Source organism: uncultured Roseobacter sp. (assembly GCF_947496515.1).
Lineage (GTDB): Bacteria > Pseudomonadota > Alphaproteobacteria > Rhodobacterales > Rhodobacteraceae > Roseobacter.
The window spans coordinates 151806-168970 of record NZ_CANMDB010000010.1 but is presented as its reverse complement, the minus strand read 5'-3'; the positions used below and the strand labels follow the sequence as shown (position 1 = coordinate 168970).

Genomic DNA, 17165 nt, shown 5'->3' with positions numbered 1-17165 from the left:
GACCATCGATCCATGGACGCCCCGACATGCCCCCCGACCGCCTGAGCATCACCGGTGCGACCAAAACCTACCCGGGTATCGTCGCTCTGGATGATGTGACGTTTCGGGTGGCCCCGGGCGAGGTCCACGGCCTGCTGGGGGAGAATGGCGCGGGCAAATCCACCATGCTCAATATACTATCGGGCGTCAGGCCGGGCGATACCGGCGAGATCGCCGTGGATGGCACGCCGCTGACCGTCAGGACGCCACTCGATGCGCGCGCTGCCGGGATCGCGATGATCCATCAGGAGTTGCAGCTTGTGCCGGAGCTGACGGTGGCACAGAACATCTTTCTGGGTCGGCCGCTGACGGGGCTGGGCGGTGTGCTCGTCCGGCGGCAGGAGCAGGAGCGGCGCGCGAGGGCCGTGCTTGCCGGGCTGGATCCGACCATCGACCCATCGGTCAAGATCAACACGTTGAAAGTGGCGCAACAACAGATCGTGGAGATTGCCCGCGCCTTGATTGACGAGGCGCGCGTGATTGCCATGGACGAGCCGACGTCGAGCCTGACACCCGCGGAGTTCGAGAACCTCGCGACCCTGATCGCAGATCTGTCGGCGCGGGGCGTGTCCGTGATATACGTGTCGCACAAGATGGACGAGGTGTTCCGGGTGTGTGACCGCGCGACGATCCTGCGCGATGGCAAGCGCGTTGCCGTCGTCACCATTGCCGATGAAACCGAAGATAGTATCGTTGCACGGATGGTCGGGCGCGAGGTGCTGAGCGCGGCGCATGTCTCTCATGCCACCGCCGATCCGGTGCTGACGGTGCAGGGGCTCAGCCGCGGTACCGCCGTGATGGACGCAGACCTGACCCTGCACGCGGGCGAGGTTCTGGGGATCTCGGGGCTTGTTGGCGCTGGCCGAACGGAATTGCTGCGGCTGATTGCGGGCATCGACCGGCCCACCGCCGGAGAGGTGCGTGTCAGGGGTAAAGCCGTGCGTCCAAACGATCCGCGCGCGGCCATACGGGCCGGCATCGGGCTGGTCCCGGAAGAGCGCAAGAAGGAGGGCATCGTGCATGCGCGATCTGTCGCCTCCAACATGGCGCTGCCGACGATGGGGACCTACACCCGCGGCGGCCTTTTGCGGCATGGCAGGCTGCACGCCCGGTCGCAGGAGGTGATGTCGGATCTGCGGCTGCGCCCCTTGAACGTGCGTCAACCCATCGGGACCTTCAGCGGCGGCAACCAGCAAAAGGCGATCATCGGCCGGTGGCTTGCGGCGGCCACCCGGATTTTCCTCTTTGATGAGCCTACCCGCGGGATCGACGTGGGCGCCAAATCCGAGATCTACGACCTGATCGAAAAACTGGCATCACAGGGCAATGCGATCCTCGTGGTCTCCTCCGAGATGCCGGAGATCATCCGCCTGTCGGACCGGGTTCTGGTGATGCGCGAGGGCCGGATTGTGGCCGATCTCGGCCAGGACCGGATTTCCGAGACCGACATCGCCTTTCACGCGATCCCCCGGAAAGAGCAGGCAACGGCCTGACGCAGCCCAAAGACGAAAGAGGCGACATTCATGAACCAGAAGACACCCGGCACCGCAAAGCCCGGCCTGAACCTGAAGGTCAACATCCGCGATGCGGGCACCTTGCTGGGTCTTGCGCTGATTGTGGTGGTCTTTGCATCGTTGTCTCCGGTGTTTCTGACCACCCCCAATCTGATCAACATCTTGCAGCAGTCCTCGATCAATGCGGCGATTGCCCTGGGTATGACGCTGGTGATCATCTCGGGCGGGATTGATCTGTCCGTCGGACCCACCGCCGCGCTGTCCGCGGTGATCGGGGCGAGCCTGATGGTCGCCGGGGTGCCCGTGCCGCTGGCCATCATGGGGTCGCTGGGCGTGGGCGTGATGTGCGGTCTCTTCAACGGGGTGTTGGTCGCCTATGCGGGTCTGCAGCCCTTTATCGTCACGCTGGGGGGGCTGTCGCTCTACCGTGCGCTGGCGCTGATCTACACAGGCGGCAACCCGATCTTTGGCATCCCGCCGGAGTTTCGTGCGCTGACCAATGGCAATATAATGGGGATCCCCAATGCGGTGATTGTCGTGGGGGTGATCGCGCTGCTGCTGTGGGTGGTGCTGAACAAGACCCCGCTGGGGGAATACATCCTCGCCGTGGGCGGCAATGAGGAGGCCGCGCGCATCGCGGGTGTGCCAGTGGCACGCACCAAGGTGGCGACCTTTGTGATCTCGGGCGGCCTTGCCTCTATCGCGGCGCTCATTCTGGTGGGACGGCTGGGGGCGGCAGAGCCCACCATCGGAAACCTGTGGGAGCTTGACGCCATCGCCGCCGCTGCCATCGGCGGGGCGTCCCTGATGGGCGGCAAGGGCAGCATCGTGGGGACGATCATCGGTGCCATCATCCTTGGTGCGCTGCGCAACGGTCTGACCTTGATGAACGTTCAGGCCTTCTATCAACTGCTTGCCACCGGTATCATCATCATCGTTGCAATGCTGATCGACCGTGCCACGAGAGGGAGATAATCCATGAGCGGACAGGATGCGCGCGCCATTGGCGCCCAGATCCGCATGCGCTTGCCGCAGCTGACCCCGCTGGAACTGCGCGTGGTGGATACCATCACCTCCCGCGAGGACCTGACCGAGGCGACCTCCATCAAGCAGGTGGCGACCGATGCCTCCGTCTCGGAGGCGATGATCGTCAAGATCGCCAAGAAGCTGGGGTTCAGCGGATTTCGGGCGCTACGCGGGGGGCTGGTGGAATACAAGCAATCCGATGTGGCCAGCCTTTACAGCGAGATCTCGCCCGACGACAGCTCCGCCAGCATCATCCAGAAGGTTTTCCGCACCTCTATGCAGGCGCTGGAGGAGACCATCGCCATTCTGGACATTGAGGCTTTTGACCGGGCGGCGGACATCATGTACCGCGCGCACAACCGGGATTTCTACGGCATCGGCGGCTCGGCCCAGATCGCCCGCGATGTGGCCCACAAGTTCCTGCGCATTGGCATGCGGGCCTCCGTTTACGATGACGCGCATATGATGCTGATGTCGGCGTCTGTGCTGAAACCTGACGATGCGGTCATGGTCTTCAGCCATTCCGGTGCGACCACCGCGGTGCTGGAGCCGATGCGGCTTGCCCGCAAGCAGGGTGCCCGGACCATCGCCGTCACGAACTACGCCGAAAGCACCGTGGCCGAGGCAGCGGATGTGGTGCTGTGCTCGACCTCGCGCGGCTCGCCCTTGCTGGGAGAGAACGCCGCGGCCCGTATCGCGCAGCTGAACATCCTCGATGCGCTCTATGTCGCCATCGCGCAGCGGGATTTCAAAACCGCCGAAGTCAACCTAGGCAAGACCATGGGCGCTGTCGCCGCGAAACGCGAGGGATGAGCGGGGCCGTCGTTGTCGTGGGCAGCCTGCACTATGATCTGATGGTCGAGGCGCCCGACCGCCCCCGCAAGGGTGAGACGGTCACCGGGCAGGCGTGGTATCCGAAATTTGGCGGCAAGGGCGGCAATCAGGCGGTGGCTGCGGCGCAGGCCGGTGCCCAGACGCGGTTTGTCGGGGCGGTGGGCGAGGATGATTTTGCTCAGCTGATGCTGTCGACGTTGCGCGATGCAGGGATTGCCACCGATGATGTGCAGCGAATTGCGGGGTGCGGCACGGGGATGAGCGTGGCCATTGTCGATGCGGAGGGAGACTACGGTGCGGTGATCGTATCGGGGGCCAATCTTCATATCGACACCGCGCAATTCGCCGACCCGGCGCTTTGGCAGGATGCGAAGGTGTTGATCCTGCAAAACGAAGTCCCCGAGGCGGTGAACTTTGCAGCGGCCCGGGCGGCGCAAGCCCATGGCCTGCGGATCTGCCTCAACGCCGCTCCCCACCGCGCTCTGTCGCCGGCGTTGCGGGATGCGCTCGACGTTCTGGTCGTGAACGCGATCGAGGCGGAGGATATGGGCACGGCTGCTGTCAGCGATCTTGCCAGCGCCGAGGCGGCGGCAATCTCGCTCTCCGAGCATATCCCAACTGTTGTCGTCACCGCCGGTGGCGATGGTGTCGCCTGGGCCGAACGCGGCAAAGGATCAGGCGCCTTGCCGGCCCATCCCGTTGACGTGGTCAGCACCCATGGTGCGGGCGATGCCTTTATCGGGACACTGTGCCGGGCTTTGGCCGAAGACCTCCCCTTGCAGCCCGCGCTGGAGCAGGCAAGCACCGCCGCCGCCGCGCATATCTCACGCACACACAGGGCCTCATGACCAAACCGCTTGTCCTTTCCGCACCCGATCCCCGGTCGCTCGATCTGATTTTTTCGGCGGAGGCCCGGGCCGCCTTGCATGCGAACTACGATCTGCTGGAGGTCGCGCCGGAGGAGATCGAAACCCTCGATCCGCAGACCCTGAGACGGATTAGCTACATCATCGGTCAGCCTGCCTTGTCACGCGAGACGCTGGTGCAGATGGAAAATCTGCGCTGTATCTTCAACGTGGAGAGCAATCTGATCAACAACATGCCCTATGATCATCTGTTCGAAAGGGGCATCCATGTGGTCACCACGGGGGCTGTCTTTGCCGAGCCGGTGGCCGAGATCGGTCTGGCGATGGCCCTGTGTCTGGCGCGCGATGTGATCGACGCGGATCTGGCGTTTCGGCAGGGGCGCGAGATCTGGGGCGGGGACAGCAATCACAGCGCCCGGCTGCTGTCGCACTCGCGGATCGGGATCATCGGGTTCGGGGATCTCGGACGTGCGCTTGCCCGGTTGCTGCAGGGCTTTCGCGCGGAGATCTCTGCCTTTGACCCCTGGTTGCCGCCCTCGCTGCTGCGCGAGGCGGGGATCCGGCCCGCGTCACTGGACGAGATCCTGTGCGAGAGTGAGACGGTCTTTGTGGTTGCCAGTGTCACGCAGGAGAACAAGGGGTTTCTGAACGCAGACGCCTTTGCCAGGATGCGCCAGGGCGCGCGGTTGATCCTGCTGAGCCGGGCGGATGTGGTCGACTTCGATGATCTGATGGCCGCCGTGCGGTCGGGACATATCCTTGCCGCAAGTGATGTCTTTCCGGAGGAGCCATTGCCGCGCGATCACGAGGTCCGGCAGTTGTCGGGTTTCCTGCGGTCCGCGCACCGGGCGGGCGCGCTCGATGTGGCGTTCAAGCAGATGGGCGACATGGTGCTGGAGGATCTGCGGCTTCTGGATCAGGGTCTGCCACCGATGCGCTGCAAGCGCGCGGAGCGTGAAACCGTGGCTCGCATGCGCTCAAAGCCGGTTTCCAGGAATTAGTCTGTCGCTCTGAGACTTTGCGCGCAACGACGGTCTCCGCAGAAGGATCGACTGCCCTGCACGCTGTACGCTCCCCGCCGCTGCGAATCGGCGGTAAGCAACCCGACCAAGTGTTCCGCGCAGGTAAAGTTTCGCCGACAGCCGAAAGCTGCCGCGCCGACGCGGGTGCTTTAGCGTGAAGTTGCCAAGGTCATGGCCAGATCCGATTCCCGCGTCGGTAGTCATTGGTCGTTTGTTAGTGTCATCGCCGAAAGTGCCGAACCCGGCGGCTTTCCATATCAGCGTTTAATCACCGATCGGGATCATCGCGGACACTTCTGTCTGATCCCCCAAACCGGAGAATATACAATGAACCACACGACGACTGACCAAGACACCATCGCGATCCTCGACAGCTACAACGATACCTTTGACCCTGCACCTGCGCTTGCCAACCCCAAGACCTATCAGGATCAGGGTGCCACATTCGGTGGTGGCGGAGGCGGTGGCGGCGGTGGCGACACGCAATCGCCGGACTTCTGCACCGTCTTCTGTGACATGGCCTCCAGCGTCCGCGCCTGAGGTCTGATCCATGCACTTGCACCCCGCTCTGGATGCGCGTCGCCTCACTGCGCGCGCGCCCTCCGCGTTTGAAGAGGACCCGGAGCGGGGCCCCGAACACGGTCGTCGCATCATGTTCCGCAGTGCGACCGACAGCTTTGCGGTTCAGGATAACGAGGCGCTTGCTGCGGCCCTACGATCGGGGGTCCTGGGCCCGGGTACACCGGGTTTCGCGGCGCTGAAGAACCGCGGCGCGCTGATCGAGACACCTCTGAGTTGGAGTGAAGACATGTTCGTTCAATCTCTCGACCTCGCCCGGCGCGCGTTTCAGCAGGTTCTGGGGGACGATCCCGAGAGGGTCGACACCCAGGCGCTCGCCCAACCGGTCCTGTCGGTTATCGGGAGCGGTCAGGTGGCGAGCCGTGTGGCAGCGCTCTGCCGCGAAGCGGGGCTGGCACTGGCCGATCCCGCACCGGGCGCCGAGGGGGCGGATGCCGCAATCGTCTGCGCGGACCACTGGGATCACGACGGCTTCTCCCGACAAAATGAGCGACTGTCCAAGACAGGCCTTCCTTACCTCTTTGCCTATGTGGATATGACCCGTGCGGTCGCGGGGCCGCTGTGCTGGGGGCAGGATGCAGCCTGCTACGCCTGCCACTTTGAACGGCGCGCGGCGCACGGCAAAGCGGGTCGCGCCACCGAAGACTGGTTGACCGCGCAGCCGGACGACACCCTCACCCCACCCGTGGCGCGGCCGAGTGCCTTGGTGGCGACGGCGGCGGCCACAAACGCCGTCGCCCTGATGATCGCGCATATGTCGGGGATGGAGCATACCGCGCCACTCGGTACGGTGCGGGAGCAGGAGTTCCTCTCGGGTACCTTCGAGGCCGGTATCGTGCTCAAGGCGCCGCGGTGCGCTGTGTGCGGGACCCGGCCGGATTTCGCCCCGGCATCGCCCGTGCGAACGGGTCGGCTGGTGTGGGAGACACACGAGCGGGACGTCAATGACTGAGCTGGCGGATATCAAGCGGATTGACGGTTTTGCTCTGCCGGGCGCGTTGCGCGATGCGATTGCGCGCGCCACACATCCCCGCTTTGGCCTGATCAAGACGATGGTGGAGACGCCGGTTCCCCATGATCTGCCGCGTTTTCATCAATACAGCGCTTCCCTCGCCGATGTGCGCCGCCTGCGCCGCGGACGCAGCCGGGCCAGCGAAAAAGCCATTCGCGGTGGTGCGCTCGGGTGCAACGCCACAGATGCGCTCTGGGCGACGGTGGGCGAGTCGGTCGAGCGCTATAGCGCCGCGATCTTTCCCGAAGACGCCATCGTGCACGGCACCTGTGATGAGCTGGGTATTGATGATAGCATCATGCAGCGGCTGATCCGGTTCTCGCCGGAGATGCTGGCGGACGCGGATGTGTTCTTTCACGAGTATGACCGCGACCTGCCGCGCGGGTGGGTGCGCGGGCTCTCGCTGCTCGATGGGCAGCCGGTCTGGCTGGCGGCGCAAACGGTTGTCTTCAACTACCACATGGAACACGACCACGAACTGCTGTCCCATAATACGTCCAACGGCATCGCCGCCGGGCAGGACATCGATGCCGCGCGCCTTGGCGGGTTGTGCGAGGTGATCGAGCGTGACGCCTTTGCCTGCCACTGGATGTTGCGCCGCGCGCCGAACGCCATTCCCGCCGCTCAGCTGGGCACGCTTTCGCTCCCCCGGCAGGTGCGTGAGTTGATGGAGAGCCGGTCGCATGTGGTGCGGGTCTACGACATCCGCGTGGACGTGGATATTCCCACGATCCTCGTCGTGCTATCCAACAGAGATGGATCGGTCTTTTGCATCGGCGCCTCGTGCAAACCCACCCTGGATCAGGCCGTCACCAAGGCCGTGTGCGAGGCGATCCACTGCTGGACCTATCTGGCGCAACAAAGGCTTCTGGGGACGAAACCCGTTGCCTTCGAGGACATCTCGAATTTTCTGGAGCACGCGGAATACTACCTGGACCCCGCGCGCAAGCCTGCCTTCTGGTGGCTGACCGAAGGCCCCGTGACCGACTACAGCACCGATTTCTCGCCGGGTAGCAGCGCAACGGAGACATTGCAGCGATTGCTCGATCGGGTTGGCGATGCGGGGCATATCCCGGTGTGGTTCGATATGACCGGCCTTGATGCCGCACAGCTTGGTCTGGCGGTGGGCAAGGTCGTCGTGCCCGGGCTTCAGCCGCTCTACAGCGGTCTGGCCATTCCCGACGATCTCCGGCGTCTGGAGGTCGCGGCGCATCATCTGGGCGTGACCGAGGTAACGCTCAACCGTGACCCCCATCCCTTTCCCTGACCGAAGAAGGTTCCGCAATGTCCCTCACCGAGCGTCTGCCCCTGTCGAGTGTGACCCCCACGATCCGCATCGCGGGTATGGAGCGCGACGGTCACGATCTGGTGGAGTTGTTTGCGGAGAACACAAAGCTGCGGCAGAGCAACATCCGCGCGCACAGGTACCGGATCATCCCGCATCTGCGCAACGAGGCCACGGTGAGGGCCGGGGCGCATGGATACAAGGTTTATCTTGATGCGCCATCGCGCCCGTTGCCGCCAGCGGCGGGTGAGGCGGGGCTGCGCGAGTCCGCGCGCCGCTTCCCGGCCTATTCGGCGCAGCATCTGGGTGCAGTGGAGCGTACCCTTGCCACCGCACTGCGCCGGGACCGGCGCAGACAGGCCGCCGCGCTGGAGGATGTGGTCTATGCGCTCGGGCGGTATCCGTCGGCGGGTGGTCTGTTCCCGGTGGAGCATTATGCGCTGCTGCCGGGCCAGACCGGGACGGCGTTTGACGCCTGGTACGTTGATCCGCATCGTGGTGCGCTGGCACAGGTTGCCACCGGGCTCTCCCCCCAGCGGCTTTTTGGCGTGCTGGCGACAGATCAGGACCGGCTGGGCACACCGGCGGCTGTCGTGTTGCAAACGGTGATCCACCAGCGCAGCACCGCGAAATATGGCGCGCGCGGCTACAGGTTTGCCCTGACGGAGGCGGGCTGCGCGGCACAATGCCTGCTGGATGCCGCCACAGCCGAAGGATTGGCGAGCCTCTGTTGGGGCGGCTATATCGACGATGAGATCAACGCGATCCTGGGCGTCAACGGCGTGGACGAGACGGTGATCGGCTGCATCCTGCTGGGCGCCACTGATGAAAAGACGCCCGTCTGATGACGCTCGCGGCAGAGGACAGCACCGCGCTGATGGACGGGCTGGTCCGTCAGATCCTGCGACAATTCCCCGAACTGGCCGAGGATGAGGAACTGCTGTCGCTGCTCCGGGAGGTGCCGCGCGAACGATACGCGGATCGCTACGCCGTGATGGGCGCGCCGCGTTTCAAGAGCTTTGACGCCAGTCCGCAGCAGTCCAAAGAGGTATGGAGCGACGCGCCGCTCGTGCTGGCCTACGATAATGTGGGGCTGCCGGTGTCGACCATATCGGCACCGTCGATCGTATTGAAATTCATCTCTCTCCTGGATTTGCAGCCCGGGCACCATGTCACGGAGATCGGATCGGGTTGCGGCTGGATGGCTGCCATGATGGCGCGACGTGTGGGCACCGAGGGCATCGTGCATGGCATCGAGATTTTGCCGGAGGTTGCACGCGCCGCGGCTGCCCGGCAGGCCCGGATCGGCCCCCGGAACCTGGTGTTGCACGAAGGTGACTTCAACGACGTGCTGCCGGGTCTGCCACCGCAGGACAGGATCGTGGCGACAGCCGCGTTTGACCGGGTGCCGCGCGTCATGCTGGACGCACTGAGCCCCGAGGGCGTACTGTTGTTGCCGGTGACCATGGCGCATGCGGTGAACGCGTCGCTGATGCTGAACCGCTCGGGACAGGTGATGTCCCAGTTGCCGACGCTTTTTGTCCCTGCGTCGGGCGTGTTCAGCGTGGCGGCCCTGCTGCCGGACTGGCGTGACGCCACCAGACTGTCGCACCCCGGCCCCCGTAGCGAGACGTTGAGCGCGCGCATTGCCCGTCTGCCGGATCCGGGCTTTGGTCTGCGGTCCTTTGTGGCTGCGACGGAAGACACCGGTTTTTTCACCCGCAGGCCCGACCCGGCGACAGGAAAGCCCACGCCCGGCTGGGCTTATGGCACGACCTATCCGGGCGGCGCTGTCACGATCACCGACCGCGACGGTGTGCTGGTGCAGGGCAGCGCCGAGGCGGCCTCCGCCGAGCTGGACCGCCTGATCGCGCGCTGGACGGCGGTTTTGCGCCCCGCCCCGGGTGATCTCTCCATCCGGACGGGCGAGCCTACTGCGGACGGCACGGCGCTGTCCCTTACTGCGACGGTCCGCACCTCATGAGATGGCTGCTCATCTTGTGTTTGTCGGCAACGGGTGTCTGGGCAAGTGATGGGGCGGACACGCTTGCACCTGCGCCGCGGCCAGAGACGGTCGCGCAGGAGGTCGCACCGCAGTTCGCCGACTTTGCGGGGCTGTGGCAGGGTAAATGGGAAGGAACGCTCGACGTGGTCTTTGCTCTGCAACCTGACGATGCAGGCGGCTGCATGGCGTATGTGTCATGGGGTGAAAATGTGCTGGTGGAGCAAGCGGGCGAGACGATCACTCCCTGCCGCGAAGTGGGCGGAGAGCTCATCATCTGGATGGGAGAGCACAACATGATCGTCCTGGAACCGGATGCGCAGAATACGCTTTTCGGCCTGTTCTATACCCAGGATGCCGAACGCCCGTTCCGCGTTGTGCTGCGCCCCGAACCGCTCGGCGATGATGGGGGATGATGCGCCGGAGCCTGCGTTCGTGTTTACCGACATGGCGGGCCGGATCTGCACCATACCGCAGAAAAGCTCCGGCAGTTTCTCAGGCTCCGTTCTGCCTGAATGGTGCCGCCCTCAGCACAGCGATCTTGTCTTTCACCCCGACGCGGCCGCAAGCTTCGGGGCCACGGCAGAGCTGGCGTTCGGCACCATCACCCACGCCCGCCACGGCTCTCCTGCGTGGTTCGACAGCCGGGCGATGCTCGGTCGGGTGACCGGTTTGCTGGCCGATCAGGGGATCGAGCTGCGCATCGGTCTGGAGGCAGAATTCTACATCTTTGAGAAGGCGGAGGTGGAGACAGGTCTCAGCCACAGCCGGGTCCGGCTGGAGAGCGTCGATATGGTTCTGCGTGACGCCGCAGATCCGCAACCCTACCGGGTCGGCTATCCGCGGATGCAGTTTCGGCCCCCGCCTTTTGACCGGCACGCAAAGCTGCGTCGCCGGATCGTGCAGCAATTGGCGGCGCGCGGTGTCGGCGTGACACATCACGATCACGAAGCGGGTCCCGGCCAGCAGGAAATCGCGCTGGCGCCGCAACCGCCGGTGGCGGCCTGTGATGCGCTATCGGTCCTGAAACTCACGACACACGAGATGGCGGATCACGACGGGCTGACCGCCAGCTTCATGCCGCTGCCCTTGTCCTGGTGCCCCGGCAGCGGGCTGCATGTCCATATCTCCGCCGGTCGTGCGGGGCAGGATATGCTCTACACCGGCGGCAGACGCTCGGATGAGGGGCGGCGGATCCTGCGGACGCTCGCGGCCGCCATCCCCAGCCTGTCGGCGTTCTGCACCCCGTCACCCTCCGGGCTGAGACGATTGTGGATGATGCGGCAGGGGCTTGGCGGTCGTCCAGTTGCGGGATACGCGGACCGACGGGCGTTGATCCGTCTGATCCACGCTGGCGGCGGAGATGTGGGGCGGATCGAGCTGCGTTTTCCCGATGCGTCAGGCGACCCTTACGCGATGCTGACCGTGATCCTGGCCAGCCTCTTTCTGCGCGCGCCCGAGCCGATGCCTGTGCCTGACTATGCGCCGGTGCTGGCCATGCGGCCCTTGCTTGATCAGGCGATGGACGCCTTGGGCCCTGTGCTGGAGGCGGCGGGTGCGCACCCGCGTTTTGCCCCCGCCTACCGTGCCTTTCGGTGCCGGGAGCTGGATGCGCTGGCAATGTCCGCGTCGGTTGCGGAAATGCAGCTTCATCTGGGATGCTAGGCGCGACCCAAACCCACCCGGTCTTTGATGCCGCTGACTATGAGACCGCGCTGCGACAGGACCGGATCGCGCAAATCGAACATCGGTTGCAGCAGCCCGTGCCCCCCGCGCTCAAGGATCTGTTGCACCGGTTCAGGCGGTCCCGAGCGGAGACGCGGGCGCAGATCCACGCGCTCTATGAACTGTCGCGCCCTGTTGCATCCTGTGCCCGCGACGGTCCGGTGAACTTCGAATGGGCTGTCTGGCTGGGCGCTGCCCTCTGGACGCAAGAGTTTGGCAGCGCGGCCAATATTGGAGCGGAGGATCCGCTGATCACCGCCATGCTCACGGCAGCACCGCGGCAGGGCGCGCAGACGCTCGAGGTCCATCTGGCACCGGCGACAGCTGCCGTGCCGCCGATCACGGCGGATCACGCCTATTTCGCGCTCCGGCTCGCGGGCGAGAGCATGACATTCCGCGCCACGCGGCAGGGGGACAGATACACCGCAGTCCCGGTCTACCCGCTGCCCCCGCGGCCCCGGACAGTATGGCCGCGATGGGAAGAGGTCGGGGAGGCGGTCTGGATCCAGGCGCTGTCTGAGCCGCGCGAGACATTCGCACTGGCGGTGCAGCTGGAGCTTGACGGGTGGCAGGTCTCGCCCGCCCATTTATCCGATGGCACGCGGGGTCTCTCCTTGTGTCGCGGTGCGCGGCAGATGGTGCTGAGCCAGGACGGCAGTGTCGGGATCGTTGGTCGCCCCAGGGCCGGAGACGTGCCAGCGCTGTTGGCTGGGATGCCGACCGATGGGATCATCCATCGGTTAAGCTGGCAGGCCAATGCCCGATGCCCGGTGAAACCGCGCGAAATCGAGGCGGACGGCACGCTCTGGTGTACGCCGTGACGTCGCTTTGCCCGCTCAAGCCCGCTGATATTGCCGATGTTACACAAGCGGCACGGGAGATGCTGGAGGAATCCGAATGGCAGGCCTTTGGGCTGGATCCCGCTGCCGTCGAGGCCATGGCTCGGCGGGTGATATACGATCAGGACAAGCCCCGGCTGGGTGTGATCGCGCGGGGTCGCGATACTGCCGTCTGCGGTGTGATGGTCGCAGAGATAGACGATCTTGACTGGGTTCTGGGTCGACGCGCCATCAACGTCTTTACCTTCGTGACACATCAGCGCGCGGGCAGCCTGACCGGCCCCCGATTGATCCGCAGCTTCCTGACCTGGGCGCACAGCCACCGGGTAGATGCGGTGGAGTTCGGTGTGTCCTCCGGTGTGCGGCTGCAGTCCTCGGACCGTCTGCTGCGCGCCTTTGGGTTCAGGCCGGTTCAGCGCACGTATCTGATGCGCTCAGAAGATACTGATGGCCAAGGAAAACACCCCCGGTCTCCCGCTCGCAAAGCAGGCATATCGGCGCGTCACGATCCTTCATGATCCCGGACAGGATCCCTGTCACCTCGGTGGTCTCTGTCGCAAAGACGCTGGCCCGCCAGATCGTGGTGCAAGTGACTGAAAACCGCTCCTTCCGGAGTGCAATCAATACGTCGGGTGCAAACCAGTGCAACTCGGCACGGTCATCAGGAGTGTGAAAGCTGAACAGCCAGGTCCGCGCGCGGACCTCATCAAAGGCAAGATGGGGATAGCGCTCTTTTGCGATACGCCTCATGAACGGCAGGACATCGCGGTCCACACACGGTCGGTCCCGCGCGGGATGCAGCCGCATCAGTTGGCGCCGCCAGCGCAGGAAAGCCGCGTCTGCGCTGACAGCGACGGCAGGATGTTGCACGCAGCGGTGTGCGCGGCGCGATCCCGGACGGCGTCCGTCAGGGCCGCTGAAAACGACACGAAAAGAGCGAGAACGAGAGTGGCGGTGAGGGCATAGGCGATTGGCATGAAGGCCCGTTTTGGCAGCTTTCGGGGACGCGTCGCCAGTCTACCCATTGGTCGTGCGGAGGCTTAAAAAAGCGCTTTCTGAGGACGCAAGCGGCGTGTTCCGGCCCGTTACCGCGGTGCCGGTTGGCGGTCGGTTGCCGCCGTCACAAGGCGCTTTCCGCCCGGCAGATTACCGCTGCTCAACCGCCGCCGCGTCTGCGGGCTGCCGCTCATCATTCGGAGGGCCCGTCCACCGGTGTTCTGGCGCGATACTCTTAACCCAATGAGCGGACAGGAGAGGCGCTGCGGTGTCATTCGCACAGACAATCACCCGGAGCGTTTGGGTTGAAATCATCGCCGGTGCGGTGCTGCAAATCGTGACGGTCGCGATCAACCTCTTTGGGCTGTCAATGCTGCGTACCGGGCAGGAGGGAGGCACCGTAGCCTCCGCTTTTGCGCTGATTTTCGCCGCGGGTGTGCTGGCGGCCTATGCCACGGGGTTCCTGTCGAACTACGCCAGCGCCAAGGTGGACATCGACCTGCGCGCGCGCCTGATGGAGATCCCCGGGATTCCCGCCTCCCGTGCCAACAACGACGTGACCCTCGCAGTGGGTGTGATCGGGTTCTACGTCTTTGTGCCGGGGCAGACTTTTGCGAGCCTGATCTACCTGATCCAGCTCTACCGTCTGGATCCGGTCTCTTCGGTGCTGGTGATCGGTGGCGTCGCGCTGGCGGCGGCACCGCTGCTTGTCTACGTGCGCTGGCGTGGTCGGATGATCGGACGGGTGCGCAGCGCGCGCAACATGCTGCTGGACGGTCACGCAGCGCCCCTGTCCGACCGGTTGGCGCGACTCGGCACCTACAGGCAGTGCTATCTGCGCTTTGTCGTCATTGACGCAACACTGGGTCTGCTCTTTATGCTCACGATGATCGCGCTCGTGTTCGTGGCCAGCGGTCTTGTGGCGGACCGAGATGCCCTCGCGGCGCTGGTTCTCATTGTCCTGATCCTGCTGCAGGTCCGAAACCTCGCTACCGCGGCCAGCCTGTTTCAGGAAAACCGCAAGAGTGCTGCCGCCGTCGCACGGGATCTGGCAGGGCCGCACCGCCCTCCGCAATGATTTCCGGTCAATCTCTGCATCGGGCATTGCGTTGCGTCACCGGTGCTGTCTACTGGCACAAACCCTTTACAGCACGGAGCCCCTTTGATGTCCAAGACACTCCTGTTGACGGGCGCAAGCCGCGGTATCGGTCATTCGACCGTCAAGAAATTCTCCAGCGAAGGGTGGCGGGTGATCACCTGTTCGCGTCAACCCTTCGACGCGAACTGCCCCTGGCCCGGGGGCGAGGATAACCACATCCAGCTGGATCTGTCCGATCCGGCCGAAACGATCAACGCGGTCGAGGTGATCCGCGAACGTCTGGACGGCCCCTTGCATGGGTTGGTGAGCAATGCGGGCATTTCGCCCAAAAGCGCGCAGGGCGGGCGGCTGAACACGCTGGATACGGATCTGATGACATGGGGGAAGGTCTTTCACGTCAATTTCTTTGCCCCGATCGTGCTGGCGCGCGGTTTGATTGAAGAACTGGCCGAGGCAGGCGGGGCGGTGGTGAATGTGACGTCGATTGCAGGCTCCCGGGTGCATCCCTTTGCGGGTGCGGCCTATGCAACCTCAAAGGCCGCGCTGGCAGCGCTGACACGCGAGATGGCCCATGATTTCGGACCGCGCGGTGTTCGGGTGAATGCCATTGCACCGGGCGAGATTGAAACCTCCATCCTGTCGCCGGGAACGGATGAGATCGTTGCAGGCCTGCCCCTGCGCCGCATCGGGCAGACGGAAGAAGTCGCCGATGTGATCTATTTCCTCTGCTCGGACAAGGCGTCCTATGTGACCGGCACCGAGATCGAAATCAACGGCGGCCAGCATATCTGACTGCGGTTTACCTCTGCTGTCGATCCGCGCGCGGGTTGGGCCGCGTCATGATTCAGGGTCAAAAGCCTCGCATCGCGGCACAACACTTCGGTCACGCGAGGATGCAGATCTACTAGCGTGACGGTTCACGCGGAGCATCTAGCCCGATGTCTGGCCGGAGATGCAAAGACCCATGATGCGGATACCCATCAGGCGGTAAGGCCCCGTGCCATCGGGACGGGGTTTCTTACGGGTGATTGTCTTGAACCGAGCCATGCTGACCTCAGGTCTTCAACGAGCGGGCAATGATGGTCAGTGTCTTCTCACCGATATGCACAAAGTAAAATGTGTCGATAGAAGCCCTTCGGGTGAAGAGGCGGTCTCCCCGATGTGGAAGGTCTGCAAGACCGTTGCGGGTCGTTACCAAGGACGTCAAATCCGTTTGCTCAGGGGCGCGGCGGCGCGCTTGAACGGCGCACGATCAACTCAGGTGTGCAGTGCAGGCTGGTACCGGGCTGTTCGTCCGTCTGCACTATGGTGGCCGCCAGTTGCCGGCCTGCTTCCTGCCCGATCCGGCGCGCCGGAAGCCGTACAGTTGTCAGTGCGGGTTCAAACTCGGAGGATCCTTTGAAGTCACCGATCCCCACAATCGACACATCGTCCGGCACACGCAATCCGCAGGACACTGCACCGAGCATTGCACCGGTCGCCAGAATGTCGTTCCCGCAGATCACGGCGGTGGGCAGTATCTCGCGCGAAAAAAGCCGCCGCGCGTCCTGTTTGGAATCAGAAATGCTGTAGCGGGTCTGCAGCGCCCAATGCTCCGGGACCTCGATGCCCGACGCGCGCAGTGTGTTCATGACAGTGTCGCGCCGCGCCAGCGCCCGGTCGTTTCCTTCGGTTGGCGCGAACATACATGCGATCTTTTTGTGACCGAGCGACAGCACATGCTCGGCGATCAGCCTGCCTGCCAGCGCGTTGTCCGCGCCAATCGCAGGGTAGCGCGCGCCCTTCGAATAGTTCCACATCAGCACGCAGGGGATCCTTTGGCTGTCGATCAATTGAAACACGGCCTCGTCATGATCCAGCCCGGTCAGCACCACACCGTCGACCCGGTGTTCGAGAAACTTGCGCAGGATCGCGTATTCGCGCTGCAGGTCATATCCGTGCGAAGCCAGCAGGATCGTGAACCCCTGTGCCGCGACCGTGTCCGAGAATGCTTGTACCACTTCGGCAAAGATCGCGTGATCGAGCGTCGGGATCAGCACGCCAATGGTGCCTGACCGGATCCCGTGGATGGTTTGTGCCGCGCGGTTACGGATGTAGCCCGTGCGCCGGACCGCAGTATCGATCCTTTTGCGCGTCGCCGGTTTGAGCAAATCGGGGTGGTTGAAGTATCGCGACACCGTTGAGGCAGATACCCGGGCGGCCTTGGCCACCGTGATGATATCCGCTTTTTTCGGATTTTTATCAGCCATTTAACACACGGGTTTGCGGGATTTATGAAAACATTTGCAAAACTATTTTCATCGCTTAGCGTAAGACGTCAAGCCTGA

Annotated in this window: 18 protein-coding genes; 16 read left to right on the top strand and 2 right to left on the bottom strand. The window is 64.1% G+C overall.

Translation table 11 applies throughout. The features are described from left to right. Positions 1-26 precede the first annotated feature (26 nt). The 14 genes from Q1A53_RS17125 (at position 27) to Q1A53_RS17060 (ending at position 13261) form a co-directional block, all read left to right on the top strand. Positions 27-1532, top strand: a complete 1506-nt coding sequence (locus tag Q1A53_RS17125) for a sugar ABC transporter ATP-binding protein (RefSeq protein ID WP_299968860.1) — start codon at positions 27-29, stop codon at positions 1530-1532. A gap of 30 nt (positions 1533-1562) precedes the next feature. Then, positions 1563-2528 (top strand): ABC transporter permease, encoded by a 966-nt coding sequence (locus Q1A53_RS17120; protein WP_299968859.1) that lies wholly within the window; start codon positions 1563-1565, stop codon positions 2526-2528. Positions 2529-2531: 3 nt separating this feature from the next. Then, complete coding sequence (locus Q1A53_RS17115) at positions 2532-3392, top strand: MurR/RpiR family transcriptional regulator (protein ID WP_299968858.1); 861 nt, start codon at positions 2532-2534, stop codon at positions 3390-3392. Then, a complete protein-coding gene (locus Q1A53_RS17110; protein WP_299968857.1) occupies positions 3389-4261 on the top strand; it encodes a PfkB family carbohydrate kinase in 873 nt (290 codons plus the stop codon). Before Q1A53_RS17115 ends, Q1A53_RS17110 begins: the two co-directional genes overlap by 4 nt. Continuing rightward, positions 4258-5280, top strand: coding sequence for a hydroxyacid dehydrogenase (locus Q1A53_RS17105; protein WP_299968856.1), 1023 nt, complete (start codon positions 4258-4260; stop codon positions 5278-5280). The genes Q1A53_RS17110 and Q1A53_RS17105 overlap by 4 nt, the downstream gene beginning before the upstream one ends. 348 nt (positions 5281-5628) lie before the next feature. After that, entirely contained in the window at positions 5629-5841 is a 213-nt protein-coding gene (locus tag Q1A53_RS17100) for a hypothetical protein (RefSeq protein WP_299968855.1), read from the top strand. A 10-nt stretch (positions 5842-5851) separates the two neighbouring features. Next, positions 5852-6832 carry a TOMM precursor leader peptide-binding protein gene (locus Q1A53_RS17095; RefSeq protein WP_299968854.1) on the top strand — a complete coding sequence of 327 codons (981 nt, stop codon included), beginning with the start codon at positions 5852-5854 and terminating at the stop codon, positions 6830-6832. Beyond that, positions 6825-8159, top strand: coding sequence for a YcaO-like family protein (locus tag Q1A53_RS17090; RefSeq protein ID WP_299968853.1), 1335 nt, complete (start codon positions 6825-6827; stop codon positions 8157-8159). The genes Q1A53_RS17095 and Q1A53_RS17090 overlap by 8 nt, the downstream gene beginning before the upstream one ends. Before the next feature lie 17 nt (positions 8160-8176). Further along, entirely contained in the window at positions 8177-9022 is an 846-nt protein-coding gene (locus Q1A53_RS17085) for a SagB/ThcOx family dehydrogenase (protein WP_299968852.1), read from the top strand. Next, complete coding sequence (locus Q1A53_RS17080) at positions 9022-10161, top strand: hypothetical protein (protein WP_299968851.1); 1140 nt, start codon at positions 9022-9024, stop codon at positions 10159-10161. Before Q1A53_RS17085 ends, Q1A53_RS17080 begins: the two co-directional genes overlap by 1 nt. Then, entirely contained in the window at positions 10158-10595 is a 438-nt protein-coding gene (locus tag Q1A53_RS17075; protein ID WP_299968850.1) for a hypothetical protein, read from the top strand. Before Q1A53_RS17080 ends, Q1A53_RS17075 begins: the two co-directional genes overlap by 4 nt. Continuing rightward, the gene (locus Q1A53_RS17070; protein ID WP_299968849.1) at positions 10582-11844 is read left to right on the top strand and encodes a hypothetical protein; all 1263 of its coding nucleotides are present in this window, start codon (positions 10582-10584) and stop codon (positions 11842-11844) included. Before Q1A53_RS17075 ends, Q1A53_RS17070 begins: the two co-directional genes overlap by 14 nt. Further along, on the top strand, positions 11838-12725 hold the full coding sequence (locus tag Q1A53_RS17065; protein ID WP_299968848.1) for a hypothetical protein: 888 nt from the start codon (positions 11838-11840) through the stop codon (positions 12723-12725). The genes Q1A53_RS17070 and Q1A53_RS17065 overlap by 7 nt, the downstream gene beginning before the upstream one ends. After that, entirely contained in the window at positions 12722-13261 is a 540-nt protein-coding gene (locus tag Q1A53_RS17060) for a hypothetical protein (protein ID WP_299968847.1), read from the top strand. The genes Q1A53_RS17065 and Q1A53_RS17060 overlap by 4 nt, the downstream gene beginning before the upstream one ends. Before the next feature lie 288 nt (positions 13262-13549). On the opposite strand, the gene Q1A53_RS17055 is transcribed toward Q1A53_RS17060, so the two are convergent. Further along, positions 13550-13720 carry a hypothetical protein gene (locus Q1A53_RS17055; protein ID WP_299968846.1) on the bottom strand — a complete coding sequence of 57 codons (171 nt, stop codon included), beginning with the start codon at positions 13718-13720 and terminating at the stop codon, positions 13550-13552. Positions 13721-14007: 287 nt separating this feature from the next. Between Q1A53_RS17055 and Q1A53_RS17050 the strand changes: the two genes are divergently transcribed. Together Q1A53_RS17050 and Q1A53_RS17045 are read left to right on the top strand one after the other, a co-directional pair. After that, positions 14008-14817: a hypothetical protein gene (locus Q1A53_RS17050; RefSeq protein ID WP_299968845.1), complete on the top strand. Its 810-nt coding sequence runs from the start codon at positions 14008-14010 to the stop codon at positions 14815-14817. Positions 14818-14904: 87 nt separating this feature from the next. Then, the gene (locus Q1A53_RS17045) at positions 14905-15630 is read left to right on the top strand and encodes an SDR family oxidoreductase (RefSeq protein WP_299968844.1); all 726 of its coding nucleotides are present in this window, start codon (positions 14905-14907) and stop codon (positions 15628-15630) included. A gap of 425 nt (positions 15631-16055) precedes the next feature. Here Q1A53_RS17045 and Q1A53_RS17040 read toward each other — a convergent pair whose 3' ends face one another. Next, positions 16056-17087, bottom strand: coding sequence for a substrate-binding domain-containing protein (locus Q1A53_RS17040; RefSeq protein WP_299968843.1), 1032 nt, complete (start codon positions 17085-17087; stop codon positions 16056-16058). Positions 17088-17165: the final 78 nt, after the last annotated feature.

Coding starts and splice junctions, on each gene's coding strand:
- Q1A53_RS17045 (WP_299968844.1), top strand. CDS start 14,905: ATGTCCAAGACACTCCTGTTGACGGGCGCAAGCCGCGGTATCGGTCAT.
- Q1A53_RS17115 (WP_299968858.1), top strand. CDS start 2,532: ATGAGCGGACAGGATGCGCGCGCCATTGGCGCCCAGATCCGCATGCGC.
- Q1A53_RS17120 (WP_299968859.1), top strand. CDS start 1,563: ATGAACCAGAAGACACCCGGCACCGCAAAGCCCGGCCTGAACCTGAAG.
- Q1A53_RS17100 (WP_299968855.1), top strand. CDS start 5,629: ATGAACCACACGACGACTGACCAAGACACCATCGCGATCCTCGACAGC.
- Q1A53_RS17040 (WP_299968843.1), bottom strand. CDS start 17,087: ATGGCTGATAAAAATCCGAAAAAAGCGGATATCATCACGGTGGCCAAG.
- Q1A53_RS17085 (WP_299968852.1), top strand. CDS start 8,177: ATGTCCCTCACCGAGCGTCTGCCCCTGTCGAGTGTGACCCCCACGATC.
- Q1A53_RS17080 (WP_299968851.1), top strand. CDS start 9,022: ATGACGCTCGCGGCAGAGGACAGCACCGCGCTGATGGACGGGCTGGTC.
- Q1A53_RS17095 (WP_299968854.1), top strand. CDS start 5,852: ATGCACTTGCACCCCGCTCTGGATGCGCGTCGCCTCACTGCGCGCGCG.
- Q1A53_RS17070 (WP_299968849.1), top strand. CDS start 10,582: ATGATGGGGGATGATGCGCCGGAGCCTGCGTTCGTGTTTACCGACATG.
- Q1A53_RS17065 (WP_299968848.1), top strand. CDS start 11,838: ATGCTAGGCGCGACCCAAACCCACCCGGTCTTTGATGCCGCTGACTAT.
- Q1A53_RS17125 (WP_299968860.1), top strand. CDS start 27: ATGCCCCCCGACCGCCTGAGCATCACCGGTGCGACCAAAACCTACCCG.
- Q1A53_RS17105 (WP_299968856.1), top strand. CDS start 4,258: ATGACCAAACCGCTTGTCCTTTCCGCACCCGATCCCCGGTCGCTCGAT.
- Q1A53_RS17090 (WP_299968853.1), top strand. CDS start 6,825: ATGACTGAGCTGGCGGATATCAAGCGGATTGACGGTTTTGCTCTGCCG.
- Q1A53_RS17075 (WP_299968850.1), top strand. CDS start 10,158: ATGAGATGGCTGCTCATCTTGTGTTTGTCGGCAACGGGTGTCTGGGCA.
- Q1A53_RS17110 (WP_299968857.1), top strand. CDS start 3,389: ATGAGCGGGGCCGTCGTTGTCGTGGGCAGCCTGCACTATGATCTGATG.
- Q1A53_RS17055 (WP_299968846.1), bottom strand. CDS start 13,720: ATGCCAATCGCCTATGCCCTCACCGCCACTCTCGTTCTCGCTCTTTTC.